The 23,906-nt window shown below is 56.8% G+C and carries 25 protein-coding genes and 1 riboswitch; of the genes, 9 read left to right on the top strand and 16 right to left on the bottom strand.

All coding sequences use genetic code 11. The features are described from left to right. Together ACRZ96_RS09670 and ACRZ96_RS09665 are read right to left on the bottom strand one after the other, a co-directional pair. Entirely contained in the window at positions 1 to 1,704 is a 1,704-nt protein-coding gene (locus tag ACRZ96_RS09670) for an NAD(P)H-dependent oxidoreductase subunit E (protein ID WP_480814442.1), read from the bottom strand. A gap of 85 nt (positions 1,705 to 1,789) precedes the next feature. Continuing rightward, positions 1,790 to 2,671: a LysR family transcriptional regulator gene (locus ACRZ96_RS09665; RefSeq protein ID WP_170404498.1), complete on the bottom strand. Its 882-nt coding sequence runs from the start codon at positions 2,669 to 2,671 to the stop codon at positions 1,790 to 1,792. A 269-nt stretch (positions 2,672 to 2,940) separates the two neighbouring features. Here ACRZ96_RS09665 and ACRZ96_RS09660 point away from each other — a divergent pair, with 269 nt between their 5' ends. Continuing rightward, complete coding sequence (locus tag ACRZ96_RS09660; protein ID WP_480705631.1) at positions 2,941 to 3,369, top strand: DUF4275 family protein; 429 nt, start codon at positions 2,941 to 2,943, stop codon at positions 3,367 to 3,369. A gap of 28 nt (positions 3,370 to 3,397) precedes the next feature. On the opposite strand, the gene ychF is transcribed toward ACRZ96_RS09660, so the two are convergent. Next, on the bottom strand, positions 3,398 to 4,495 hold the full coding sequence (gene ychF / locus ACRZ96_RS09655) for a redox-regulated ATPase YchF (protein ID WP_480705633.1): 1,098 nt from the start codon (positions 4,493 to 4,495) through the stop codon (positions 3,398 to 3,400). A gap of 202 nt (positions 4,496 to 4,697) precedes the next feature. On the opposite strand from ychF, the gene ACRZ96_RS09650 reads away from it, so the two are divergent. The 7 genes from ACRZ96_RS09650 to ACRZ96_RS09620 all read left to right on the top strand — a co-directional run bounded on the left by ACRZ96_RS09650 (position 4,698) and on the right by ACRZ96_RS09620 (position 10,732). Further along, entirely contained in the window at positions 4,698 to 5,183 is a 486-nt protein-coding gene (locus tag ACRZ96_RS09650) for an acyloxyacyl hydrolase (RefSeq protein WP_170397488.1), read from the top strand. A gap of 79 nt (positions 5,184 to 5,262) precedes the next feature. Continuing rightward, positions 5,263 to 6,054: a tryptophan synthase subunit alpha gene (trpA, locus tag ACRZ96_RS09645; protein ID WP_170397490.1), complete on the top strand. Its 792-nt coding sequence runs from the start codon at positions 5,263 to 5,265 to the stop codon at positions 6,052 to 6,054. 163 nt (positions 6,055 to 6,217) lie between these two features. Further along, entirely contained in the window at positions 6,218 to 7,384 is a 1,167-nt protein-coding gene (locus ACRZ96_RS09640) for an alpha-hydroxy acid oxidase (RefSeq protein WP_170397492.1), read from the top strand. Between the two features lie 254 nt (positions 7,385 to 7,638). Then, positions 7,639 to 8,292: a 50S ribosomal protein L25/general stress protein Ctc gene (locus tag ACRZ96_RS09635; protein ID WP_170397494.1), complete on the top strand. Its 654-nt coding sequence runs from the start codon at positions 7,639 to 7,641 to the stop codon at positions 8,290 to 8,292. 130 nt (positions 8,293 to 8,422) lie between these two features. Continuing rightward, positions 8,423 to 9,106 carry an aminoacyl-tRNA hydrolase gene (pth, locus tag ACRZ96_RS09630; protein ID WP_480705635.1) on the top strand — a complete coding sequence of 228 codons (684 nt, stop codon included), beginning with the start codon at positions 8,423 to 8,425 and terminating at the stop codon, positions 9,104 to 9,106. Between the two features lie 72 nt (positions 9,107 to 9,178). Then, positions 9,179 to 10,342 (top strand): serine hydrolase domain-containing protein, encoded by a 1,164-nt coding sequence (locus ACRZ96_RS09625; RefSeq protein WP_480705637.1) that lies wholly within the window; start codon positions 9,179 to 9,181, stop codon positions 10,340 to 10,342. Between the two features lie 9 nt (positions 10,343 to 10,351). Continuing rightward, entirely contained in the window at positions 10,352 to 10,732 is a 381-nt protein-coding gene (locus ACRZ96_RS09620; RefSeq protein ID WP_170397502.1) for a DUF2237 family protein, read from the top strand. On the opposite strand, the gene ACRZ96_RS09615 is transcribed toward ACRZ96_RS09620, so the two are convergent. The 9 genes from ACRZ96_RS09615 to ACRZ96_RS09575 form a co-directional block, all read right to left on the bottom strand. Continuing rightward, a complete protein-coding gene (locus ACRZ96_RS09615; RefSeq protein WP_480705639.1) occupies positions 10,729 to 11,361 on the bottom strand; it encodes a class I SAM-dependent methyltransferase in 633 nt (210 codons plus the stop codon). The two genes, ACRZ96_RS09620 and ACRZ96_RS09615, sit on opposite strands and share 4 nt — an antisense overlap. 51 nt (positions 11,362 to 11,412) lie before the next feature. Beyond that, positions 11,413 to 12,660, bottom strand: coding sequence for a tryptophan synthase subunit beta (trpB, locus tag ACRZ96_RS09610; RefSeq protein WP_170397508.1), 1,248 nt, complete (start codon positions 12,658 to 12,660; stop codon positions 11,413 to 11,415). Between the two features lie 67 nt (positions 12,661 to 12,727). After that, positions 12,728 to 13,063, bottom strand: a complete 336-nt coding sequence (locus ACRZ96_RS09605; RefSeq protein ID WP_170397511.1) for a hypothetical protein — start codon at positions 13,061 to 13,063, stop codon at positions 12,728 to 12,730. A 45-nt stretch (positions 13,064 to 13,108) separates the two neighbouring features. Continuing rightward, on the bottom strand, positions 13,109 to 13,753 hold the full coding sequence (locus tag ACRZ96_RS09600; RefSeq protein WP_170424387.1) for a phosphoribosylanthranilate isomerase: 645 nt from the start codon (positions 13,751 to 13,753) through the stop codon (positions 13,109 to 13,111). A gap of 9 nt (positions 13,754 to 13,762) precedes the next feature. Continuing rightward, positions 13,763 to 14,113 (bottom strand): LapA family protein, encoded by a 351-nt coding sequence (locus tag ACRZ96_RS09595; protein ID WP_170397774.1) that lies wholly within the window; start codon positions 14,111 to 14,113, stop codon positions 13,763 to 13,765. Between the two features lie 7 nt (positions 14,114 to 14,120). Next, positions 14,121 to 14,405, bottom strand: coding sequence for an integration host factor subunit beta (gene ihfB / locus ACRZ96_RS09590; protein WP_050603110.1), 285 nt, complete (start codon positions 14,403 to 14,405; stop codon positions 14,121 to 14,123). 270 nt (positions 14,406 to 14,675) lie between these two features. Next, a complete protein-coding gene (rpsA, locus tag ACRZ96_RS09585; protein WP_039532111.1) occupies positions 14,676 to 16,352 on the bottom strand; it encodes a 30S ribosomal protein S1 in 1,677 nt (558 codons plus the stop codon). Between the two features lie 336 nt (positions 16,353 to 16,688). Further along, a complete protein-coding gene (locus tag ACRZ96_RS09580; protein WP_170404526.1) occupies positions 16,689 to 18,374 on the bottom strand; it encodes a tryptophan halogenase family protein in 1,686 nt (561 codons plus the stop codon). Positions 18,375 to 18,574: 200 nt separating this feature from the next. Beyond that, on the bottom strand, positions 18,575 to 19,111 hold the full coding sequence (locus tag ACRZ96_RS09575) for a hypothetical protein (protein WP_170397520.1): 537 nt from the start codon (positions 19,109 to 19,111) through the stop codon (positions 18,575 to 18,577). Positions 19,112 to 19,330: 219 nt separating this feature from the next. Between ACRZ96_RS09575 and ACRZ96_RS09570 the strand changes: the two genes are divergently transcribed. Then, entirely contained in the window at positions 19,331 to 19,807 is a 477-nt protein-coding gene (locus tag ACRZ96_RS09570) for a YHS domain-containing (seleno)protein (RefSeq protein WP_170397523.1), read from the top strand. A 26-nt stretch (positions 19,808 to 19,833) separates the two neighbouring features. Here the strand turns inward: ACRZ96_RS09570 and cmk are convergent, their stop codons facing one another. The 4 genes from cmk to metK all read right to left on the bottom strand — a co-directional run bounded on the left by cmk (position 19,834) and on the right by metK (position 23,846). Next, complete coding sequence (gene cmk / locus ACRZ96_RS09565) at positions 19,834 to 20,448, bottom strand: (d)CMP kinase (RefSeq protein WP_170397526.1); 615 nt, start codon at positions 20,446 to 20,448, stop codon at positions 19,834 to 19,836. Further along, positions 20,445 to 21,791, bottom strand: coding sequence for a 3-phosphoshikimate 1-carboxyvinyltransferase (aroA, locus tag ACRZ96_RS09560; protein ID WP_480814441.1), 1,347 nt, complete (start codon positions 21,789 to 21,791; stop codon positions 20,445 to 20,447). Before aroA ends, cmk begins: the two co-directional genes overlap by 4 nt. Before the next feature lie 69 nt (positions 21,792 to 21,860). Next, the gene (gene trmB / locus ACRZ96_RS09555) at positions 21,861 to 22,571 is read right to left on the bottom strand and encodes a tRNA (guanosine(46)-N7)-methyltransferase TrmB (protein ID WP_480771656.1); all 711 of its coding nucleotides are present in this window, start codon (positions 22,569 to 22,571) and stop codon (positions 21,861 to 21,863) included. Positions 22,572 to 22,664: 93 nt separating this feature from the next. Continuing rightward, positions 22,665 to 23,846 carry a methionine adenosyltransferase gene (gene metK / locus ACRZ96_RS09550; RefSeq protein WP_480561127.1) on the bottom strand — a complete coding sequence of 394 codons (1,182 nt, stop codon included), beginning with the start codon at positions 23,844 to 23,846 and terminating at the stop codon, positions 22,665 to 22,667. A 5-nt stretch (positions 23,847 to 23,851) separates the two neighbouring features. Beyond that, positions 23,852 to 23,900, bottom strand: a riboswitch (SAM-SAH riboswitch). Positions 23,901 to 23,906: the final 6 nt, after the last annotated feature.

Genomic DNA, 23,906 nt, shown 5'->3' with positions numbered 1-23,906 from the left:
TCAGATTTCGTCTGCGAAGTGTTTCATGACAAGGCGGATCGGGTTCGGGGCCGCCTGCCCCAGACCGCAGATCGAGGCATCGCCCATGACCTGGCACAGATCTTCCAAAAGATCCTGATCCCATTTGTCAGCCTGCATCAGCTTCACCGCCTTTTCACAACCGGCGCGGCACGGCGTGCACTGGCCGCAGCTTTCATCCTCGAAAAAGCGCAGCATGTTCAGCGCCGCATCACGCGTGGTGTCCTGATCGGACAGAACCACAACCGCAGCGGATCCGATAAAGGTGCCATGCGGTTGCAGCGTGTCGAAGTCCAGCGGGATGTCATCCATCGATGCAGGCAACAGACCCGAGGATGGACCACCCGGCTGATAAGCCTTGAAGGTCTGGCCCCCGGCCATGCCTCCGGCTGCTTCGATTACGTCCAGAATGGTCGACCCAGCGGGCAGCAGATAGACGCCCGGCTTCGCCACCCGGCCCGAGACCGAATAGCTGCGCAGGCCCTTGCGGCCGTTCTTTTCGGTGCTGTTGAGGCATTCCGGCCCCTCACGACACACTTTGGTGACCCAATAGAGCGTCTCGACATTGTGCACCAAGGTCGGACGGTTAAAGACCCCAACCTGCGCCACGAACGGAGGACGGTGACGCGGCAGGCCTTTTTTGCCCTCAATTGACTCGATCATCGCGGATTCTTCACCGCAGATGTAAGCGCCGGCACCGCGACGCAGGTCGATATAGCCGGGCTCAACAATCCCGGCCTCTTCCAGCGCGGCGATCTCACGGCGCAGAATCTCCAGTACAGCCGGGTATTCGTCACGCATGTAAATGAAGCAGGTTTCCGCCTCGACCGCCCAAGCGGCGATCAGCATGCCTTCAAGGAAGACGTGCGGCGTACGCTCCAGATAGTAGCGATCCTTGAACGTACCGGGTTCGCCTTCGTCGCCATTCACGGCCAGATAGCGCGGACCTTCATTCATGCGAACAAAGCCCCATTTCTTGCCGGACGGGAAGCCAGCGCCGCCCAGACCACGCAGGCCCGAAGACAAGACGTCTTCCTGCACCTTCTCCCAATCGCCGCCGTCGCGCAGCTCTTTCAGCTTGGCGTAGCCGCCGTTGGCCTCATAAGTGGCAAAGGTTTCGCAGTCGGGCAAATGGGCGTGGGTGTCGTTGGCAGCAATCGCGGCCTGCACCTTTTCGGGGGTCGCGTGGTCAATGTGGTTGTGACCGATCTCCAGCACTGGAGCGGTGTCGCAGCGTCCCATGCAGGGCGCACGGACAACGCGGACCTGCGAGGCATCCAAACCCTCTTCCAGCGCTTTTTGCAGCTGCTGGGCACCGGCCATTTCGCAGGACAGCGAATCGCACACACGGATCGTCAACGCCGGAGGAGGCGTTTCACCCTCTTTCACTACATCGAAATGGGCATAGAAGGTTGCGGTTTCGTAAATCTCAGCCTGCCCGATCCGCATCTCAACCGCCAGAGCGGCGATGTGGTCGGCGCTGATATGGCCGTGTGCGTCCTGAATCAAATGCAGAAATTCAATCAGCAGGTCGCGACGTCGCGGGCGGTCACCCAACAGTCGTGCAATTTCCGCTTGTGCCTCGTCCGAGAATTGACGGCCTTTGGGCGTGTGCCGCCCCTTGCCTTTACCTGACTTCCAGACGCCCTTTGGCGCGCCTGATGGCTTGGTGTCTAATGGTGCCATGATGCCCTCCGATTGAGGCCCCGTGTCTCATCAGACTAGCATATCGTCAAATCGCATATTTCAATCGCACGATAACGACAGTTTATCACCGCAAAGACGCCATCACTGTGCGCAAGGCCGCGACCGTGGGTAATTCCGGGTCACGAGTGAGCGTGGCCAGACAAATCGGCTTGCTCACCACGGGTTCGATCAGGGACAGCACCCTTGTGTCCTTCAGGTCGCCCAGCGCCCGCACCAGCACGCGTGGAATCACGGTGGCCGCTAGCCCCTCGCGTGCCATGACCATCGAGGCAGTGAATCCGCTGGTCTCGGCCACAATATCCGGGTGCAAGCCCTGTTCGGCGAATATCCGATCCAGAATCCGCCGGTTCTGCATCTGTGGTTCCAGCAGGCTCAGGGGAAACTCGGCCACGCGGGCCCATGGGATCGGGCCTGTCTCATCGGTCATATGCGAGGGGACCAATAGGACATAAGTTTCTTCGTACAAGCGCTGCACTTGCCGTAGATCGGTACCGATACTGTCGCCATAAGTGATGCCAGCATCCAGACTTCCTTCGTCCAACCGGTGCTGAATGGCCGTTGCAGACATTGTTTCAATCCGGGTCACGATACGTGGATGCGCATCGCGCAACCGCTTCGTGAGACGTCCGGTGAAGGCAATCGCTGTTGGGATCACACCCAAAATAAGCGTGCCGGTGATCTCACCCTTTGCAGCGAGCACCTGTTGTTCCAAAGCCTTGGTGTCGTCGAGAATGCGCCGCGCGCGCTGGACAATCATCTCGCCCTCTTCGGTTAGCCCCTGAAATCGGTTTGCGCGGCGAACGATGGAGACACCCAGCCGATCCTCCAGGTTTCGGATTCGCATCGAGAACGCAGGCTGTGAAATCCCGCATTCCTCAGCTGCCTTGGCGAAATGACGATGCCGCGCCAATGCGCTGAGCAATTGCAGGTCGCGGATTTCGATCATCTAGAGCTGTCTCAAGTATCAGGTCAAAAACCAAACTAACCACATTTCTGCACAAGAGAAATGTGCGAGATGCGAGCATCGTCAATTTGTTGGCTGCCACAGGATCGGCGCTTCAGATACATGCAATACTCGGGTGGTTGAGCCTGCCGAACTGCTGCTCCAGCCCAAATGAAACTAACAGGATCGCATCTTGCCACCTGAGCGGTTTTGACACTTCGCCTTAACGCGCGATATGCCGGTTCAACAACAACATAGAACCGAATTATTCCATGAACCTTACGAGAAACCAAATTGAGGACTTCTTGGTGCGTGAATGCGTCGATTTTGATCCTCTCGATTCCAAAGAAGGTGGTGAGGTTGTTCAATGCTGGCATCAGACATTCGCCGGGAACGTAAAGAAATCAACCGGTTCCTGGATTCACAATCGCTTCCGCTGGCATGGTTTCAGTTACGGGTTTCAAATCGCGCGGGCGGGCGATGACGCTTTAAATTCCTATAAGAACCAGTGGCCTGCCGCGTATGTTATCTTTGATGAAGATATCAAATGGTCGTATAGCTGCCTCTCAGAATCATATCCAGATTTCACATCTTTTGGCGCGGATATCTACGTAGCCCACCACAACATGAAGTGGACAATGGCATTCACACACGAGCAACCCGATATCGGCCCGTTCTTCGCAGAAAATCCGAGGTTATAAGCTGAGCAGTGACTGCTTTGGTGGCTTCTCAGGTGTTGAACAAAAAGTGCATCACATCGCCATCCTTGACGATGTAGCCCTTCCCTTCGGCCCGCATCTTACCCGCCTCTTTGGCACCTTGTTCGCCATTGGCAGCAATGTAGTCGTTATAGGCGATAGTCTCGGCGCGGATGAAGCCCTTCTCAAAGTCTCCGTGGATGACACCTGCGGCCTGTGGTGCGGCGGTGCCGGTGCGGATGGTCCAGGCCCGGGCCTCTTTCGGGCCGACGGTGAAATAGGTTTCCAGCTTGAGCAGGTCGTAACCGGCACGGATCAGACGGTCGAGGCCGGGCTCTTCCAGACCCATTTCCTCTAAGAACATCTGTGCCTCGTCGTCTTCCAGAAGGCTGATCTCTTCCTCGATCTTGGCACTGATAACGACATGAGCATTACCTTGCGCGGCAGCCATCTCAGCGACTTTGGCAGAGTACTCGTTGCCTTCGGCGGCCTCTTCTTCGGACACGTTGCAGACATAAAGCACCGGCTTGGTGGTCAGAAGTTGCAGCATTTTCCATGCCTTGGCGTCTTCATCAGACACTTCAACCAGACGCGCTGGCTTGCCGTTTTCCAGCATCTCCTGCGCCTCGGCCAGCAGGCGGTCCTGCTGTTGCGCTTCTTTGTCATTGCCCTTCAGCTTGCGCACCAGATTGGCGCGACGCTTTTCGATGCTTTCCAGATCGGCCAGCATCAGCTCGGTTTCGATCGTATCGGCATCGGCCACCGGATCAACGCGGCCATCCACATGGGTCACGTCACCATCTTCGAAACAACGCAGCACATGGGCAATCGCGTCGGTCTCGCGGATGTTTGCCAGGAACTGGTTGCCCAGCCCCTCGCCTTTCGAGGCCCCTTTCACCAACCCCGCGATATCCACAAAGGTCATGCGGGTTGGAATGATCTGTTTCGAGGTCGCAATCGCCGCCAGTTTATCCAGCCGGTCATCAGGAACGGCGACATCCCCCACATTGGGTTCGATGGTGCAGAACGGGAAATTCGCCGCCTGAGCTGCCGCAGTTTTGGTCAGTGCGTTGAAGAGAGTCGACTTGCCAACATTCGGCAAACCCACGATTCCCATTTTAAAGCCCATGACGGCCTCCTGATACCATTCGAGCGCCGCTTCTAGGCAGGTCCGGTGCAATGCGCAAGGCAAAGTGCCTGAACACTGCCGCGAGTCTATTCTGCCACATCACAAAATCGACATCGATTTGTGTTCTTGCGTCCATTGAAAACATGCACCTACATTCCTCAATAAAACCAATACCAACGAACGACGGACATAGTAGGTAAAAATGAAATCCCTTGTTATTCTGGCTTTTGCGCTGACAGCCGCTACTGCAGCACAGGCCCAATCCATCATTTTCGGAGCAGGCTACGCAGATTATTCCAGCGCTGAGAGCGAAGATCAGGCGATTGTTTCGCTGGAATACCAGCATCGCTCTTTCTACGAAGCGACCCGTTTCAGCGCCACCTGGGGTGCGTCCCTGTCTGTTGATACCGACGGTGACACGCATGTCGGCGCGGGCCTGATCGGGCTTTACACTTTTGCGGACCGTTGGTTCATCGAGGGCAGTGTCATGCCGGGATACTATAGTGAATCCAATGAACGGAATGATCTGGGCGGCAGCTTTCAGATACGCAGCTTACTGGGCCTTGGCTATACGCTGGAAAGCGGCAACAAACTGTCTGCCGCTATCACTCATATATCCAACGCCAGCACGCAGGAAGACAACCCAGGCGTAAATGCACTTTTGCTGAGATACCATTACGCCTTCTGATCGGAAGCCCACCAAGCGGGATTGATTTTCAGCGAAAGTTTCTGCACATCAGGTCCAAACCCGAGTGCAAGGACTTCCGATGACCCGTATCGACGCCAAATTCGCCGCCCTGAAGGAACAGGACAAAAAGGCATTTGTAGCTTATGTCATGGCCGGGGATCCCGACTACGACACATCGCTGGAGGTCGTGAAGGGTTTGCCCGGCGCAGGTGTCGACGTCATCGAGTTGGGCCTGCCCTTTACCGATCCGATGGCCGATGGCCCGACCATTCAGGCTGCTGGCCAACGGGCGTTGGATGGTGGAATGACATTGCAACGCACTCTGGATCTGGCCCGCGCCTTTCGTGAATCCGATGACACCACACCGATCGTGCTGATGGGATATTACAATCCGATCTACAGCCGAGGTGTCGAGAAATTCCTGGCAGATGCAAAATCAGCGGGGATCGACGGGCTGATCGTCGTCGACCTGCCCCCCGAAGAGGACGAAGAGCTTTGTCTGCCCGCGCAAGCTGCCGGGCTGAACTTCATCCGCTTGGCGACGCCGACGACCGATGACCAACGCTTGCCTCGCGTACTGCAAAACACATCCGGCTTTGTGTATTATGTATCGATTACCGGCATAACCGGTGCTGCCGAAGCGCAGGCAACCGATGTTGGGCCCGAGGTCGCTCGGATCAAAGCTGCAACTGATTTGCCCGTGATCGTCGGTTTCGGCATCAATACGCCAGAAAAGTCTCGCAACATCGCGAGTGTATCCGATGGCGCGGTAGTTGGATCTGCCATTGTCAGCCAGATCGGTTCCGGAAAACCGGTGACCGAGGTTCTGGATTTTGTCAAAACACTGTCAGATGGCGCACACTCCGCCTAACAATTTCTTTCCATTTTCAGATGGTTCTTCACCGCAGCAGGCGCGCCGCCTACTGCGGTGTTTTTAGTTTTGGCCACGCGGCAACCAACCGCAGAAAGCGGGCATTGCGGTGCTTCAAAATAATTGGTAAAGAAACTTAACCAATCCTGCGAGAACCTGATCAATGCCAGTCATTACTAATATCGAAGACCTCAAACGGATCTATGAGCGTCGCGTACCCCGCATGTTTTTTGACTATGCAGAAAGCGGCAGCTGGACCGAACAAACCTTCCGCGAGAACACGTCGGATTTCGAAGATATCCGCCTGCGCCAACGGGTCGCCGTAGACATGACAGGGCGCTCGACCGCATCGCAGATGATCGGGCAGGATGTATCCATGCCCGTTGCATTGGCTCCGGTAGGCCTGACAGGAATGCAGCACGCGGATGGCGAGATCAAAGCGGCCAAAGCCGCCGAAGCCTTTGGTGTACCCTTCACACTGTCGACCATGTCGATCAATTCGATCGAAGATGTCGCTGAAAACACTTCGGCCCCTTTCTGGTTTCAGCTCTACACTATGAAAGATCAGGATTATGTCGGGCGACTTATCCAGCGCGCGAAGGATGCGAAATGCTCGGCCCTTGTCATTACGCTTGATCTGCAAATCCTTGGCCAACGACACAAGGACCTGAAGAATGGCCTATCTGCGCCGCCAAAGCTGACCCCCAAGACCATCGCCAACCTGATGACGAAATGGGCCTGGGGCATCGAGATGCTAGGTGCCAAGCGCCGAGAATTCGGGAATATCGTCGGTCATGTCGACAGTATAACCGACACACGCTCGCTGGGCACATGGACCGCCGAGCAATTCGATCCCAGCCTCGACTGGGGCAAAGTCGAGAAACTGATGGAACAATGGGGCGGCAAGGTGATCCTTAAGGGCATTCTTGATGCCGAAGATGCCAAAATGGCTGCAAAGCTTGGCGCAGATGCAATTGTTGTCTCAAACCATGGTGGACGGCAGCTGGATGGTGCGCTCAGCTCGATCCGGGTTCTGCCCGAGATCATGGATGCCGTCGGCAGTGATGTCGAAGTGCATCTGGATAGCGGCATCCGTTCAGGGCAAGACGTGCTGAAAGCTCTGGCGCTTGGGGCCAAGGGCACCTTTATTGGTCGCGCCTTTGTCTATGGGCTGGGTGCAATGGGTCAGAAAGGCGTGACAACGGCATTGGAAGTGATCCAGAAAGAGCTCGATACAACGATGGCACTTTGCGGTGAACGTAACGTAGCCGATCTTGGGCGCCACAATCTTCTAGTCCCCGAAGACTTTGGCGGTCGCTGGCAGGCTTGATCCTACGCCTCCCACGTAGATGGAGACGCCGCATGGCCGCCCATTGAGCGTCTCGTTCAAGGTACTTGCAGCCAGATGAAGCAGAGGATCCGTCCTTCATCTGGCCGTAAATACCTCGGAGCGCGAGGCAGAGCCTCGCAAAAATCCTCGGGCTACAAAAAGCCCTTTCCAAACCAACTGAATCAAGCTAAGGACGCGGCTTCACGCGGGCATACAGCCTTGGAGGATGCCCGCCCTAACATTGGAGAATTATCATGGCTGGAGAGATTCCTGATCTCGTAGCTCTGGAACGGACGGGGACAGGCAAGGGCGCCGCTCGTCAAGCACGCCGCGATGGCATGGTTCCGGGCATTGTTTTTGGTGGCGATAAAGAGCCGCTGCCGATCCAGATCCCGTTCAACGTACTGTTCAAGCGCCTGAAAGCAGGCCGGTTCAAGTCGACCCTGTGGAACCTGAAAGTCGAAGGTCACGAAGACGTGCGCGTCATCTGCCGCGATGTCCAGCGTGACGTTGTCAAAGACCTGCCGACCCACCTGGACCTGATGCGCCTGCGTCGGACCACCAAGATCGCGCTGTTCATCCCCGTTGAATTCATCAACGAAGAAGAAGCCCCCGGTATCAAAAAGGGTGGCGTTCTGACCGTTGTCCGCCCCGAGGTTGAACTGCTCTGCACCGCCGGTGACATTCCTGAGAAGATCACCGTTGATCTTACTGGCATGGAAATCAACGACGTTGTCACCATCTCTTCGGTTGTGCTGCCCGAAGGCACCAAGCCCACCATCGATCGTGACTTCGTGATCGCCAACGTCTCGGCACCCACCGGTCTGTCGACCAGCGACGACGAAGAGGGTGATGAGGAAGAAGTGGCTGCAGATGAAGTTGAAGTCATCGGCCAGGAAGAAGAATAAATCCGGATCAAATCCAGATTTGAAACGGGGCGCCTTCTGGGGCCCCGTTTTCTTTTGCGTGTACGGGGCTGGAAAACATCCCCTGATCCATGCAATGAGATAACGACGCGAGACTGTAAGGGACAAAGCGATGAAACTGTTTGTCGGTTTGGGAAATCCGGGATCAAAATACGCTCGCAACCGGCACAATATCGGTTTCATGGCGTTAGAGCGAATTGCCCAAGATCACGGGTTTGGTCCATGGAAGTCCAAGTTCCAGGCTGAAATTGCCGAAGGACGTCTAGGCGGCCAGAAAGTGCTGCTAGTCAAGCCGCAAACCTTCATGAACCGCTCTGGCCAGTCAGTGGGAGAGGCAATGCGCTTCTACAAGCTCGACTCGACGGACGTGACCGTCTTCCATGATGAGCTGGACTTGGCACCCGGTAAAGTGCGCGTTAAAGCAGGCGGTGGCCACGCGGGCCATAACGGGTTGCGGTCGATCCACGACCATATCAGCCCGGCCTATGATCGCGTGCGGCTGGGTATCGGTCACCCGGGCCGCAAAGAAATGGTCTCGCCTTATGTTCTAAGCGACTTTGCAAAGGCGGATGCGGACTGGCTGGATGACGTACTGCGCGGCGTCTCGGACGGTGCCACTTATCTTGCCGATGACAAAAGCGGGAAATTCATGAATGCCGTTGCCCTGCGCACTGCTCCGCCCAGATCATCGAAGCAGCCCACTAAACCTGAAACGCCCCCCAAAGCTGCCGCCGAAGCCGTTTTAGCGCCCGATGAGCGTTCGGCCATGCAAAAGCTGCTGGATAAATTCAGATAATCATTCCGCAACGTTGCGCTTGCGCAAAGCCTCAGGCCAAAGTCCAATGTCAGAGGCAAAGGGAGGTGTCGAATGAAAACAGCGCTCAGATGGCTGCTGCGTATCCTGTTGACCTTGGCATTGGCAGCGGCGGTTGTTGGATTTTGGAAACACGAGGAAATCCAGCGCCTGATGGCGGTGAATTCGCTGTTTTCAGAAGAAAAGATCGTCCACAACTTTTCGCATATGGACGAAGCCTTTCTGACGGTCACTCTGCCGCGTGGCAATGGCCCGACCTGGGAGCTGCCGTATGGGCCTGGCTTCGATCTTCCCGATGTAACAGACCAGTGGATCGAAGATCGCTCGGTAACATCCCTGTTGGTGATGCAGGACGGAGAAATTCGTTTCGAAGAATACTATCTGGACACCGGGCCGGATGATCGCAGGATCTCCTGGTCAATTGCTAAAAGCTATTTGTCTGCCTTGTTCGGTATTTTGCTGGATGAAGGCGCGATCAATTCGCTCGACGATCCGGTTGTGCAATACGCACCCGACCTCAAGGGCAGCGCCTATGAGACCGCCACGATCCGCAACGTGTTGAACATGGCCAGCGGCGTGACCTTTGACGAGGATTATCTGGACTATAATTCCGACATCAATCGCATGGGCCGCGTCGTGGCGCTGGGAGGTGAACTGGACGACTTCGCGGCTTCGTTGACGGACAGTTTCGTCGCGCCGGGTGAAACGTGGCAATATGTGTCGATCGATACTCATGTGATCGGAATGGTCATCCGGGGGGCAACAGGACGCAGCGTTGCAGAGTTACTGACCGAGAAAGTGATCACACCGCTGGGATTGGAGCGAGAAGGCTACTACATCACCGATGGAGCAGGCGTTGCATTTGTTCTGGGTGGTCTCAACTTCACAACGCGCGATTTTGCCCGGTTCGGGCAGTTGATTTTGCAGGATGGCGAACGCGATGGACGGCAGATTGTACCCGCGGATTGGATCGACGCCGCTACTTGGCCAAGCGCACCGACCGAACCGGGCAAGATAGGGTATGGCTATCAATGGTGGATTCCGATCGGTGCCCATGAAGGTGAATTCATGGCGCGGGGCGTGTATGGGCAGTACATTTACTTCGACCAGCCACGTGGTGTTCTGATTGTCACGACGGGCGCAGACCGAAAGTTCCGCGATCCAGGTGTCGGTGAGCAGAACATAGAAATGTTCCGCAAAATTGCGCGAAGCCTGTAAGATACCATCATGCAGAAGCAAGACAGCATCAATGTTCTGGGCGGCGTGCTCGCGCCCTGTTCGCGCAAACCACTAACCGGTTTCTTTCGCGACGGTGCCTGCAACACCTGCCCCGAGGATCAGGGAAGCCATACGGTCTGCGCCGTGATGACGGCAGAGTTTCTGGCATATTCGAAATATGTCGGAAATGACCTGAGCACACCCCGGCCTGAATTCGATTTTCCTGGGCTCAAGCCTGGTGATCGCTGGTGCTTGTGTGCGGGGCGCTTTTTGCAAGCCCATGACGAGGGATGCGCGCCCAAGGTGCACCTTGAAGCCACGCACCAGAGGGCGCTGGATATCGTACCTCTCCATATTCTAAAAATGCAGCGCGCTGAAGACGAGCACTAGATGGCGATCGCCCGATATCCGCGAGACGTGCGCGACGGCGGCCCGGTTGGAAAGCCATGCTCGGCCTGCAGATCCCAGCCCGAACGCGCGAGCATCTCCGCCACAATATCCGGTCGATAGGTTCGGTGCCGCCATTGGAACCAGATGATCGCATTACACCAATGTGGCTTGCTGACTACCAACCAAAGCGTTGCACCCGGTTCAACCAGATCGCGCATGCGGCGCAAAGCATCTATCGGATCAACGCAATGCTCCAGAACATGCGCAGCCAACAGGCAGTCAAAACGGGATGCCGGATGGAACTCTTCCAAGCGCGATTGGACAGTCTCGGCGTTTCCACCGCGCCTTTGCAACGCTGACCCTGCCAGTTGCAGCATTCGGGCCGAAGGTTCCAAAAGCGTCACATGCCCTTCGCGCCGGATCACGGCGCGTGCTTCGGCAAAGGCTCCCGTACCGCACCCGATATCCAGTGCGTTACGGCCCAATTCGACCTGCGGGTCCGAGGACAGAAAACCCAGATAGGCATCGAAATACCCCAGCAGACGCATCTTGTCTGCCCAGCCCGGGGCGGCCTGATCGTATTTCTGGTCAAGTCGGTCGGGTCCGGCCTTTGAGGAAACACTGCACATGCAATGTAAACTGGCACAGTTCCTCAAAGGCGCAAAGCCTGTTAGGCCTAATCAGTCCGCTGCGCGACCTTCGGTATCCGACATATCAAAGTTCAGGTACCGTGCGACGGTCTGCACATCCTTATCCCCCCGGCCACACATATTCATGCAGATCAGGTGGTCCTTGGGCAATTCCGGCGCGATTTTCATAACATGCGCCAGCGCATGGCAGGGCTCCAGCGCAGGGATGATACCCTCGGTGGCGCAGCACAACTGGAACGCTTCAAGCGCTTCTTTATCCGTGATCGAGACGTAGTTCGCGCGACCGATGTCGTGCAGCCAGGAATGCTCGGGGCCAATGCCCGGATAGTCCAGACCGGCCGAGATCGAATAGCCTTCGAGAATCTGCCCGTCATCATCCTGCAGCAGATAGGTGCGGTTGCCGTGCAGCACGCCCGGACGACCTCCAGTCAATGAGGCGCAATGCTCCATCTTCTCGTTCACGCCCTTGCCGCCCGCTTCAACACCGATGATATTCACATCCTTGTCGTCGAGGAACGGGTAGAACAGGCCCATCGCATTCGAACCACCTCCGATGGCGGCGATGATGGTGTCGGGCAAACGGCCCTCGGCCTTTTGCATCTGTTCCTTGGCTTCCTTGCCGATGATCGACTGAAAGTCGCGCACCATCGCCGGGTAAGGATGCGGGCCAGCAACGGTGCCGATGCAGTAAAAGGTATCGCGCACATTGGTCACCCAGTCGCGCAGAGCGTCGTTCATCGCATCTTTCAGCGTACCCCTGCCGGATGTCACCGGGATCACTTCGGCTCCCAGCAGGCGCATACGGAACACGTTCGGGGCCTGACGCTGAACGTCATGGGCACCCATGTAGACAATGCACTTCAGGCCGAACTTGGCGCAGACGGTGGCTGTGGCCACGCCGTGCTGCCCTGCCCCGGTCTCGGCGATGATCCGGGTCTTTCCCATGCGCCGCGCCAGAATGATCTGGCCCAGCACATTGTTGATCTTATGCGCGCCGGTGTGGTTCAGTTCGTCACGTTTCAAGTATATCTTTGCGCCGCCCAGATGTTCGGTCAGGCGTTCCGCGTAGTAGAGCGGCGAAGGGCGACCCACGTAGTTTGCCCACAGATCGTCCATCTCGGCCCAAAATGTGGGGTCATCCTTGGCTTTGTCATATTCCTCTTCCAGTGACAGGATCAGCGGCATCAGCGTTTCGCTGACAAAGCGCCCGCCGAAGATGCCAAAGCGGCCTTGTTCATCGGGGCCGGACATGAAGGAATTAAAAAGATCGTTGGCCATGGAAGTCTCCCTCGTCGTACCCGATGTTCATAGGAGGTGATGGAGTGATTTGCCATCGCAAAACGTATCATTCCGCCGCCTGAGCGCGCTGTTCCCATACCTGAAGTGCCTGAACTCGACTTGGAACAGCAATGCAGGGAAATTGACAGAACACATTGATATCTGCCAGACGGGTCGACGCGCGTACTACACGACGATGAGGGCCGGAATGTGCGAATGTCAGCATAGCTTCGACATCATGCCAGACTGTGTATGAAAAATAACAACCTTGACGCACAAATACCTCGGCATGCAGGCACAGCGCGTCACCGCGTGCCTGCCGCAAGGATTGATGAGCGCGCCAGAAGAACTCGGGCCCGTGATACCATCGTTTAAGTGAAACTCCGCCGATCACTGCCAGCATGCTCTCCCCCATTTTGAGGAGATACGCAGGTTCGTGCAGATCAGATCAACTTGCCGCGTCGATAAAGGCGCGGATCAGCCCGGCATCCTTTACACCCGGAGAGCTTTCGACGCCGGATGAGACATCCACCTGCTGTGCGCCGGTCATTCGCACCGCTTCTGCGACATTGTCAGGGGTCAGACCTCCGGCCAGCATCCATGGCCTACGCCAGTATTTACGACCTGCCAGCAGGCGCCAATCAAAAGACAAACCGTTACCACCAGGCAGCTCCGCGTTTCGCGGTGGCTTTGCGTCGATCAACAGCTGATCCGCCACATCTGAATAGAGATCGATGGCCGCGAGGTCTTCGGCCTCGGCCACACCAATGGCCTTCATTACTGGCAGGCCGAAGTGGTCTCGCACTTGCTGCACACGCTCAGGACTTTCTTTGCCATGCAGTTGCAACATATCCAGAGGCACGATCGAAAGAATGTGATCCAAATCCTCGTCCGTCGCATTCACTGTCAGCGCCACCTTGGCGACGCCCGCAGGCACCTCCTGTGCCAATGTCGCAGCTGTCTGGGGCTCAACATGCCGCGGGGATTTGGGGAAAAACACAAAACCAACATAACCCGCGCCCGCATCCACAGCAGCGCGCACGTGGTCAGGGGCGGTCAGGCCGCAGATTTTAACTCGGATATCAGCGGGCATCGTAGGGCCTCAGCTTGCCTCATCCAGAATGGCCAGCACATCATCCTGACCTTCATTCTGCTTTTTCTTGAGCTTCTTAACTTCACGCTCAAGCTTGCGCACTTCGCCTTGCTTCACGGTCACATCCTTGCGGTGCTTGTGCTCGCGCAGCCATTCCCACAGGAAGCCGATGACCAGGCCGGCAACAACCCCACCCAGCACGACCAGAAACAGCGGCAAGGAGGTTGACAGGTTGAACCCCAGCAACTCGGACAAAGCATCCGGCATAAGCTTAAGTTCAACAATTTGGCGATTGGCCAGCGAAACCGAGACCAGAACGATCCCCAATGCAGCCAGAAAAGCATAACGAATGTAGCGCATCATGAGGCTAGGCTTTACCGTTCAAACGGTCCCTTAGCAACTTGCCAGTTTTGAAAAATGGAACACATTTTTCTTCAACCTGCACAGTCTCACCAGTGCGAGGATTGCGGCCTACACGTGCGTCACGCTTTTTCACCGAAAACGCGCCGAAACCGCGCAGCTCTACACGGTCGCCGCGTGCCATGGCGTCGGTCACTTCTTCAAAAACGGTATTCACGATCCGCTCGACGTCGCGTTGATAGAGATGCGGGTTTTCGTCGGCAATTTTCTGAATCAATTCTGAACGGATCATACGCAATACCCTCCCAGGCGGACGATGTGACAAGCCTATAGTTCTGACAGTATAGGAAAAAACCCGGATCGGGGGAACGGATACTCTGCCAGCAAAGGCGGCATTTTGCGACAATCTCACGCGAATTTTTGCCCGTTGGCCTGATTTCCACACTTCATGCGCGAACGATAGGCAAATTAAACCGACTATTTGGAAGATATTGATTCGCAACAAAAACGGCCCCGCACCATGGTGCGAGGCCGAATTTCATGTTTGGGATACGCCCCGGACTTAGTCGCCCGACTTCAGTGCTGCACCCAGGATATCACCCAGCGACGCGCCCGAGTCGGAAGAACCGTACTGTTCCACGGCCTCTTTCTCTTCGGCGATCTCACGTGCCTTGATCGACAGGCCCAGACGGCGGGTCTTGCTGTCGACGTTGGTGACGCGGACGTCGACCTTGTCGCCGACCGAGAAACGCTCGGGGCGCTGCTCAGCACGATCACGCGACAGGTCCGAACGACGGATGAACGACTTCATGCCTTCGTACTCGACCTCGATGCCGCCATCTTCGATCGCGGTCACTTCGACGGTGATGACCGAACCACGCTTCACGCCGCCCACGGCTTCGGCGAACTTGTCACCGCCCAGGGCTTTGATCGACAGCGAGATACGCTCTTTCTCAACGTCAACTTCCGAGACGACGGCCGAAACCATGTCGCCTTTGCGGTAGTTCTGGATCGCATCTTCGCCACGCTCGTCCCAGGACAGGTCGGACAGGTGAACCATGCCGTCGATGTCGCCTTCGAGGCCAATGAACAAACCGAATTCGGTGATGTTCTTGACTTCGCCTTCGACCTCGGTGCCCTCGGGGTGCGTTTCTGCAAACACTTCCCATGGGTTGCGCTGGGTCTGCTTCAGGCCCAGAGACACGCGACGCTTGGCGCCGTCGATTTCCAGAACCATGACGTCGACTTCCTGGCTGGTCGAAACGATCTTGCCGGGGTGGACGTTTTTCTTGGTCCAGGACATCTCGGACACGTGCACCAGACCTTCGACACCGGCTTCCAGCTCGACGAACGCGCCGTAGTCGGTGATGTTGGTGACGCGACCCTGATGGACCGAGCCCAGCGGGTATTTCGCAGCAACCAGATCCCACGGATCTTCCTGCAGCTGCTTCATGCCCAGGCTGATGCGGTGGGTTTCTTTGTTGATCTTGATGACCTGAACCTTGATGGTTTCGCCGATCGTCAGGATCTCGGACGGGTGGTTCACACGGCGCCATGCCATGTCGGTGACGTGCAGCAGGCCGTCAACGCCGCCCAGATCAACGAATGCGCCGTATTCGGTGATGTTCTTGACAACACCCTCGACGGTCTGACCTTCGGACAGGTTGCCGATAACTTCGGCACGCTGTTCGGCACGCGATTCTTCCAGGATAGCGCGACGCGAAACAACGATGTTGCCACGGCGGCGGTCCATTTTCAGAATCTGGAACGGCTGCTTCAGACCCATCAGCGGGCCAGCGTCGCGCACGGGGCGAACGTCAACCTGCGAGCCGGGCAGGAACGCAACTGCGCCACCCAGATCGACGGTGAAGCCACCTTTGACGCGACCAAAGATTGCACCTTCGACGCGCTGGTCGTCGGCATATGCTTTTTCCAGACGGTCCCATGCCTCTTCACGGCGGGCCATCTCGCGCGAGATGACGGCTTCGCCACGGGCGTTTTCTGCGGCGCGCAGGTACACTTCGACCTCGTCGCCTACAGCGATTTCAGGGGCTTCGCCGGGATTTGCGAATTCTTTCAGATCAACGCGGCCTTCCATTTTGTAGCCTACGTCGATGATGGCTTGGCCGGCTTCGATCGCCAGAACCTTGCCTTTGACAACAGAACCCTCTTCGGGTGTGTCCATTTCGAAGCTTTCATTCAGGAGGGCTTCGAATTCCTCCATGGATGCGTTAGCCATGTGGCGTTGTTTTCCTTTACATAACGTTTTTGCTGGCCGAGCGGTTGTCTCCGCCGGTCTTGTTTCATGATGCCTGAATGCGTGATCCAGAACGCGCCCGAGCTAACAAACACAAAGGGCCGAGGTAACCCGGCCCTGCTCAGATACGTCATCCGGACGTTAACCGCCCTTGTTCAGACAGCGCGCGTATAGGCGGATTCCGTGTCATGTGCAAGAGCAAAGCCCTTAAACACTGGCCAATCCCACAAAATCCGAACATCGGGTCCGGGCATCGAAGCAAACGCGATCCGATCCCCGGCCTTCTTTGTCAGTTCTGCCGAATGATACCATGCGGCGCTAGAACAGTTGCAGATCCTTCTTGCCGCTTTGAATCTCAGCGAGGTTTGGCATGTTCTCGATCACCACGGGTGCCGGTTTCGCGCCCGGCATTGCGACAGTCGGCTGCCCCATTGCGGCCTTGCCAAAGGCAGGCTTCTCCAACTCGCCCCGGATATCTCGCAGCAGGGTTTTGTGATCTGGCATGGTCTTGAGGATCTGCGCAAGGTCCATTTTTGCCCCCTTCCACCACTGGAACCAAATCGGTTTCTTCAGCGGTCGCAGACGATCACGGATACCTTCGCCATAGCCCGTATCATACACCTGTTTGCCCAGAAGAACCGTCTGATAGACGCGGAAATTGAACAGCGTCGCAAACTCGATATCGTGTTCCATCGGCAGACGATGCTGCCACAGCTCAAGGTTCTCGGCCAACCGATCCGGAATCTTCATCTCGGTGCGGGCGTCGATCCAATATTGATCATCGGTGCGGTTACCCAACCGGTAGTGCAGGCAGATAAAATCCAGTACCTCGTCATAAAGCTTGTTCATCTGCCGGTTATATCGGTTGCGCAGCGCGGGCTCGATATCGCGGGTCGGCAGATGCTCGGCAAACCAGCGGATCGCGTGATCGATCATGTGGATCGCGGTACTTTCAAGCGGTTCGATAAATCCACCAGACAAACCGATCGCCAAGCAGTTCTTAACCCAGGCATTGCGTACACGACCAACACGCATTGGGATCACGCGCGGTGTCAGCCCCTTGCCGCTGTCGCCCAACCACTCAAGATATTCGTCGGCCGCCTGATCATCGGTCCGATGCGCGGATGAATACACATATCCCGTACCTACACGATTGTAGAGCGGCACACGCCACGTCCAACCCGCACCAAGCGCGGTCGAGCGTGTAACGCTTTCGATCTTTTCGGGGTTAGGGTGCTCGATCTGCAAGGCCATGGCACGGTCGTTGGGCAAGTAGTCCGAGTAATCCATGAACGGCTCGCCCAACGCTTGATTGATGATCAACCCCCGGAAACCGGTGCAATCTATGACCATCTCAATGTCATGGCGTCCCTTGCGCTCTAACATCAGGTGGCTGACATTGCCCTGCTCGTCCAGTTCGACCGATTGCACCTCATCCTGAATATGCTCGACGCCGCGCTTGGCGCAGACCTTTGTCAGCATGCCCGCAAATTTCACGGCATCCAGATGATAGGCATAGCCAAACCGCTGTTCGAACTCAGGTGCACCCAACGGGCGCGCACCCTTGCACAACCGGGCCAGATCATCATGCGGTGAGATTGACTGCGTGAAATCCCGATCCCCGTTACCAAAACGCAGAAAATACTCGGCAGCCTCCAATCCCTCCAGCAATTGACCATGGGCAAACGGGTTTACGTAGTCGATCCGATTGCCCTTGGCGTCGTTGTTCCAATTGCAGAACTTAACTCCCAACTTGAACGATGCGTTGGTTTCGCGGAAGAAATCCCGCTCTGATATGCCCGCCTGACGGAGCGTGACCGGCATACGCGGCACCGTCGCTTCACCGACACCCACAGTCGAGATGTTGGGGCTTTCGATCAAGCAAATGCGTGGGCGATCCTTGGGTGCTGACGTGCGGGAGAACACCATGTCCAGGATGAGCGCAGTCATCCAACCTGCCGTACCACCACCCACGATGGTGATCTTACGCAAACGATTATTCATATTTTTTTGTCCCTGTTGGCTTGGGAATTATTAGCTGCTTCCCCCTTTTTTGAGTGTTGGGGATTTCGTAGCAGCTTTCCCTTATTTAGCTGTGGAAGGACTATAACAGCTTTCCAGCATCCAGCTAGAGCCTATGACGCCAAGGACCGCAGGCACATTCATCGTCAGATTTCTGGCTGCGCACCTGTTTTAGCGGAGTGTTAGATTTCCTCACCCTTTTTAAGTAGTTCTTCGATCAACTCACGCTGCAGATCATGGCTGTCGCCCCCTCCGAATTCCGCCGCGCCACCGGTGTACAATGTGCCATAGGTGTTGGCGATATTCACAGTCTGGGCCAGCCCCGAGATCAACTGATCCCTTTGCAACAGCGAAAGCGGGTGAATGAACGCAGCCCATAAGGTGCCATTTGCGATCGCATAACGCGCATCCAGCGTGCTGTCGAAATTTGCCTGCATCATCCGTTGCAAATCGGCTGGCGACAAATCCGCAGCACTGCCGATCGCGACCATCGCCCGCATGCGGTCAGCATTGGTATCGGTGACAACCAGCACCGTCACATCAGATATCGTCAACTCAAACCCCGGCCCGATCGGTTGCGCCTCGGGATCTAGCGCAAAGATGATTTTTCCCAGACGCTCGTAAGTCATTGGAGGTTCGGCCTCGGGCACCGGCGCGTCTGATTGCTGCGCAGCTACGCTACCTGCAAGAAAGAACAAAAACAGGGCTAGTCTGATCATGGGCAACTCCTACGGTTGTCCAACAAGCTTAGGCGGCCATCGGACAGGTGGCCAAACAAAGCTATGTGAACAGTTTTTGCAAAACGCTCTGATCTTTGGACGATCTGCAAAATCTCATGACCTATCTGCGATTACCCGTCCGAATAACCTTTTCTAACTTAGTTACATCGGCTTGGGGCGGACCCGAGCCTTGAACCAAAAAGGGAAAGGACCCCTACCATGAAATCGCTCGCACTTACTGCATTAGCCGCAACTCTGGCCCTGGCAGCTCCGGCTTTTGCCGCAGACGAAATCAACGTCTCCAAAGGCCTGTCGGCGGCTGGTGCACCCCTGGCAGCCCATGGCGTCGATCTGGTCGCGCTTGTCAACAATGGCAATCCGGTAGAAGGCTTCGCCAATCATTCGGCGACTTATGACGGCGCATCCTATTACTTCACCAGCGCGGAAAACCTTGAAGCGTTCGAGGCCAATCCGGCGGCTTACTTGCCCCAGCACGGTGGCTATTGTTCGTTCGGGGTGTCTGTTGGCAAAAAGTTCGACGGCGACCCGGATCAGTACCTGATCGCAGACGGCAAGCTGTATCTGTTCCTGAATGCTGATACCCGCGCTGCTTTCCTGAAAGACGTCACCGGCACCGCTAAAACCGCAGATGACCAGTGGGCCAATATCAAGAGCATCGCAGTTGGTGAATTGTAACTGACGGACCCTTGTCCGCAGCCACTTCAGGCTGCGGGCAGGTTCTGTTCTATCGTTTCGAGCGCCCGTGCCAAAGCGGCCTCGATGCTCAGGTTTGACGTATCAAGCTGCACGGCGTCATCTGCAGGTTTCATCGGCGCAGTGTTGCGATCCGCGTCACGTGAGTCACGCTCTTTGACATCCGCAAGCACCTGTTCGCGTGACACGTCCGAACCTTTGGCCGAAAGCTCTAGATATCGCCGTTCCGCCCGGACTTCGGGACTGGCGGTGACAAACAGTTTGACCTCAGCGTTTGGGCAAATCACGGTTCCAATATCGCGCCCGTCCAGCACGGCGCCTCCGGCGCGACGGGCAAACGCCCGCTGAAAATCAACGAGTGCGCTTCGGACTTCAGGAATGACCGCAACTTTCGAGGCCGCCTGTGCGATCTCAGCCGTACGCAGATCACCCTGCTGCAATTCTTCTGCTGTCAGGGACCCTGCCGCTGCAACCGGTTCGTCACCTTGCAGCATACGACGCCCCACCGCGCGATAGAGAAGACCGGTATCCAGATGCGCAAACCCGAAATGCGCGGCAACGCCCTTGGAAATCGTCCCCTTGCCCGCCGCCGCAGGGCCGTCGATAGCTACGGTGAATCTCATGTACGCTCGACCTTGGCACCGAGCGCGGCCATCAAAGGCTCAAAAATCGGGAACGACGTTGCGATCGGTCCGCCGTCATCCACCGAAACCGCCTTTTTAGCCCCCATCCCCATGACCATGAACGACATGGCAATGCGGTGGTCCAAGAAGCTTTCGCAGGTCCCACCACCGGGCACACCGCCGATGCCGAGACCGTCGACTGACCACCATTCGTCACCCTCGTTCACGGTCACACCGTTGGCGCGCAGGCCACGGGCCATTGCGTCGATCCGGTCACTTTCCTTGACGCGCAGCTCTTTCACGCCGCCCATCATTGTTGTGCCGGTCGCATTTGCGGCCACAACAGACAGCACCGGGTATTCATCGATCATCGACGCCGCGCGTTCGGGCGGGACGTTGATCCCCTTCATGTTGGGCGAGTATTTTGCACGCAGATCGGCAACCGGCTCACCCCCTTCTTCGCGCTCGTTTTCGTAGTTCAGATCGGCACCCATTTCGCGCAGCGTGGTGAACAGGCCTGCGCGGGTCGGGTTCAGGCCGATACCGGGGACCAACACGTCCGAGCCCGGTGTGATCAGTGCGGCACAGACCGGAAAGGCTGCACTGGACGGGTCGCGCGGCACGGCGATGACTTGTGGCTTCAGCTCGGGCCGACCGGTCAACGTGATAACGCGCCCTTCATCCGTGTCCTCGACCGTGATTTCTGCGCCGAAGCCCGCAAGCATCCGTTCGGAATGATCGCGAGTCGCTTCTTTCTCAATCACGATGGTCTTGCCGGGGGCGTTAAGCCCTGCCAGCAGAACGGCGGATTTCACCTGCGCCGACGGCACAGGCACCTCATAGCGCACCGGGGTGGGGTCCGCAGCACCGATAATGGTCATCGGCAGACGTCCACCGTCTCGGCCGACAGATTGGGTTCCGAACAGCGCCAGCGGATCGGTGACGCGCGCCATCGGACGTTTGTTCAGGCTCGCATCTCCGGTGAAGGTCGCTGTGATCGGAGAAGTCGCCATCGCCCCCATGATCAGGCGCACGCCAGTGCCCGAATTGCCACAATCGATTACCTGATCTGGTTCGGAAAAACCACCAACGCCCACGCCATGCACCGACCATTCACCACCGCCATGATCCGTTACTTCGGCCCCAAAGGCACGCATGGCCTTAGCGGTGTCCAATACGTCCTCGCCTTCCAGCAGGCCCGATATCTTGGTTTCTCCCACAGCCATTGCCCCCAGGATCAGGGACCGGTGCGAGATCGACTTGTCCCCGGGCACCTCTGCGGTGCCTGTCAGCGGGCCGCAAGGCTGCGAAGTCATCGGGATGGGCGTGCCGTGTCCGGACATGGGGGCTCCTGTTTTCGCTATCAGTCCTCAGGCCGATTAGCGAATTGGGGCCGGTTGGTCCAGCGACAATCAGTTTTTGCGGCGGAAGGTCAGGTAATGGGGTGTACGGCCTTCGCGCAGCGCCTTCTGTTCGTAGCGCGTGGAAATCCAGTCATCCCACGGCTCCCGCCAGTCGGCGGGGCGCTCGGCCAGCCATTCGAAGCCTGCCCGCGGCACCTCTTCCAGCGTTTGGCGCACATAGTCAGGGATGTCTGTGGCAACGCGAAAGATTGAGCCTGGCTTTAACGCGCGCGCTAAAGGCTCCAGATGTTCAGGTGTGACAAACCGACGGCGGTGATGCCGTGTTTTGGGCCATGGATCGGGATAGAGCAGAAAAGCGCGCGATATGCTGGCTTCTGGCAAAACGTCGAACAAGTCTCGCGCGTCCCCGGGATGTACGGCAAGGTTTTCAACACCGGCCTGACGGATTTTACCCAACAGCATCGCAACACCATTTATATAGGGTTCGGCTCCGATGATGCCGATATCCGGGTTTTGCTGAGCCTGATGTACCAGATGCTCACCGCCGCCAAAGCCGACCTCAAGCCAAACAGGCTTGCCTCTGAATAGACCGTCGAGATCAAGCGGATCGCGTTCAGGATTACCGTCCCAATCCACCGCACCGGGGGACAAGGCAGCAAGGTCTTCCGACAGATAAGTCTTTTGACTGGGCTTCAGGGTTTTGCCCTTAAAGCGGCCATAAAAATTTCTGCGCGGGCGTTTTGGGCTCTTTGTACTCATGGCGCAGCCCATACTGCGGGGCTGAAATTGTTGCAAGTGGTCGCCCGCTTGCAAAAAACGCGCCGAAACCGGCGCGTTTTTCTAATTTTTTGATCAGACCGCCTGTTTCAGCGCGTCCACTAGATCGGTGCGCTCCCAGCTGAATCCGCCGTCCGCATCGGGTTCACGACCAAAGTGGCCATAAGCAGCGGTCCTCTGATAAATCGGCTTGTTGAGTTGCAGATGTTGGCGAATTCCGCGCGGAGTCAGGTCCATCACCTGCCCAACTGCTTTTTCGATCACTGCATCGGCAATCTGGCCAGTTCCATGCGTGTCGGCATAGATCGATAGGGGCTTTGACACCCCAATCGCATAACTCAACTGAATGGTGCAGCGCTCTGCCATCCCTGCAGCAACGACATTCTTGGCCAGATAACGCGCTGCATAAGCCGCCGAGCGGTCCACCTTGGTTGGATCTTTGCCCGAGAATGCGCCACCACCGTGAGGTGCTGCACCGCCATAAGTGTCGACGATGATCTTGCGACCGGTCAGACCCGCATCACCATCCGGACCGCCGATGACGAACTTGCCGGTGGGATTCACGTGCCATTCGGTTTCGGCGGTCAGCCAGCCGTCAGGGAGGGTTTCACGGATATAGGGCTCGACAATGGCGCGAATATCACCCGAGGTCAGCGCCTCATCCATGTGCTGCGTCGACAGCACGATTGAGCTGACACCGACTGGCGTGCCGTCGCGATAGATAACAGACAACTGTGATTTTGCATCCGGGCCAAGGGCGGGTTCACTGCCATTTTTGCGAACTTCAGCGAGACGGCGAAGGATAGCATGCGAGTATTGGATCGGTGCAGGCATAAGCGCTGGCGTCTCGGTCGTGGCATAGCCGAACATGATGCCCTGATCGCCTGCACCTTCGTCTTTGTTATCGGCAGCATCCACGCCTTGCGCGATATGAGCCGACTGCTCGTGCAACAGGTTCGTCACTTCGACGGTTTCGTGGTGAAACTTGTCCTGCTCGTAGCCGATATCTTTGATACATGCCCGCGCGATATCGTCGATATGCGCCATATAATCATGCAGCTTGTCCTGATCCGACAGACCCACTTCGCCGCCAATAACCACACGATCGGTAGTGGCAAATGTTTCACAGGCCACGCGGGCCTCGGGTTCTTCGCGCAGGAATGCGTCTAGTACTGCATCGGAAATACGATCGCAGACCTTATCCGGGTGCCCTTCGGAAACGGATTCCGAAGTAAAAATATAATTCTGTCGGGACATGAAAGTGCTCCATTAAGATTTCCCCACCACGTCAGGAAGCCGTTGTGGCAGGCGTGTGAT

Source organism: Ruegeria sp. CF1 (assembly GCF_056537445.1).
This window is presented reverse-complemented; position numbering and strand designations above follow the sequence as displayed.

Excerpts from the sequence above, each read along its gene's own strand:
- ACRZ96_RS09670 (WP_480814442.1), bottom strand. The coding sequence starts at position 1,704 with ATGGCACCATTAGACACCAAGCCATCAGGCGCGCCAAAGGGCGTCTGG.
- ACRZ96_RS09665 (WP_170404498.1), bottom strand. The coding sequence starts at position 2,671 with ATGATCGAAATCCGCGACCTGCAATTGCTCAGCGCATTGGCGCGGCAT.
- ACRZ96_RS09660 (WP_480705631.1), top strand. The coding sequence starts at position 2,941 with ATGAACCTTACGAGAAACCAAATTGAGGACTTCTTGGTGCGTGAATGC.
- ychF (WP_480705633.1), bottom strand. The coding sequence starts at position 4,495 with ATGGGCTTTAAAATGGGAATCGTGGGTTTGCCGAATGTTGGCAAGTCG.
- ACRZ96_RS09650 (WP_170397488.1), top strand. The coding sequence starts at position 4,698 with ATGAAATCCCTTGTTATTCTGGCTTTTGCGCTGACAGCCGCTACTGCA.
- trpA (WP_170397490.1), top strand. The coding sequence starts at position 5,263 with ATGACCCGTATCGACGCCAAATTCGCCGCCCTGAAGGAACAGGACAAA.
- ACRZ96_RS09640 (WP_170397492.1), top strand. The coding sequence starts at position 6,218 with ATGCCAGTCATTACTAATATCGAAGACCTCAAACGGATCTATGAGCGT.
- ACRZ96_RS09635 (WP_170397494.1), top strand. The coding sequence starts at position 7,639 with ATGGCTGGAGAGATTCCTGATCTCGTAGCTCTGGAACGGACGGGGACA.
- pth (WP_480705635.1), top strand. The coding sequence starts at position 8,423 with ATGAAACTGTTTGTCGGTTTGGGAAATCCGGGATCAAAATACGCTCGC.
- ACRZ96_RS09625 (WP_480705637.1), top strand. The coding sequence starts at position 9,179 with ATGAAAACAGCGCTCAGATGGCTGCTGCGTATCCTGTTGACCTTGGCA.
- ACRZ96_RS09620 (WP_170397502.1), top strand. The coding sequence starts at position 10,352 with ATGCAGAAGCAAGACAGCATCAATGTTCTGGGCGGCGTGCTCGCGCCC.
- ACRZ96_RS09615 (WP_480705639.1), bottom strand. The coding sequence starts at position 11,361 with ATGTGCAGTGTTTCCTCAAAGGCCGGACCCGACCGACTTGACCAGAAA.
- trpB (WP_170397508.1), bottom strand. The coding sequence starts at position 12,660 with ATGGCCAACGATCTTTTTAATTCCTTCATGTCCGGCCCCGATGAACAA.
- ACRZ96_RS09605 (WP_170397511.1), bottom strand. The coding sequence starts at position 13,063 with ATGCTGGCAGTGATCGGCGGAGTTTCACTTAAACGATGGTATCACGGG.
- ACRZ96_RS09600 (WP_170424387.1), bottom strand. The coding sequence starts at position 13,753 with ATGCCCGCTGATATCCGAGTTAAAATCTGCGGCCTGACCGCCCCTGAC.
- ACRZ96_RS09595 (WP_170397774.1), bottom strand. The coding sequence starts at position 14,113 with ATGCGCTACATTCGTTATGCTTTTCTGGCTGCATTGGGGATCGTTCTG.
- ihfB (WP_050603110.1), bottom strand. The coding sequence starts at position 14,405 with ATGATCCGTTCAGAATTGATTCAGAAAATTGCCGACGAAAACCCGCAT.
- rpsA (WP_039532111.1), bottom strand. The coding sequence starts at position 16,352 with ATGGCTAACGCATCCATGGAGGAATTCGAAGCCCTCCTGAATGAAAGC.
- ACRZ96_RS09580 (WP_170404526.1), bottom strand. The coding sequence starts at position 18,374 with ATGAATAATCGTTTGCGTAAGATCACCATCGTGGGTGGTGGTACGGCA.
- ACRZ96_RS09575 (WP_170397520.1), bottom strand. The coding sequence starts at position 19,111 with ATGATCAGACTAGCCCTGTTTTTGTTCTTTCTTGCAGGTAGCGTAGCT.
- ACRZ96_RS09570 (WP_170397523.1), top strand. The coding sequence starts at position 19,331 with ATGAAATCGCTCGCACTTACTGCATTAGCCGCAACTCTGGCCCTGGCA.
- cmk (WP_170397526.1), bottom strand. The coding sequence starts at position 20,448 with ATGAGATTCACCGTAGCTATCGACGGCCCTGCGGCGGCGGGCAAGGGG.
- aroA (WP_480814441.1), bottom strand. The coding sequence starts at position 21,791 with ATGTCCGGACACGGCACGCCCATCCCGATGACTTCGCAGCCTTGCGGC.
- trmB (WP_480771656.1), bottom strand. The coding sequence starts at position 22,571 with ATGAGTACAAAGAGCCCAAAACGCCCGCGCAGAAATTTTTATGGCCGC.
- metK (WP_480561127.1), bottom strand. The coding sequence starts at position 23,846 with ATGTCCCGACAGAATTATATTTTTACTTCGGAATCCGTTTCCGAAGGG.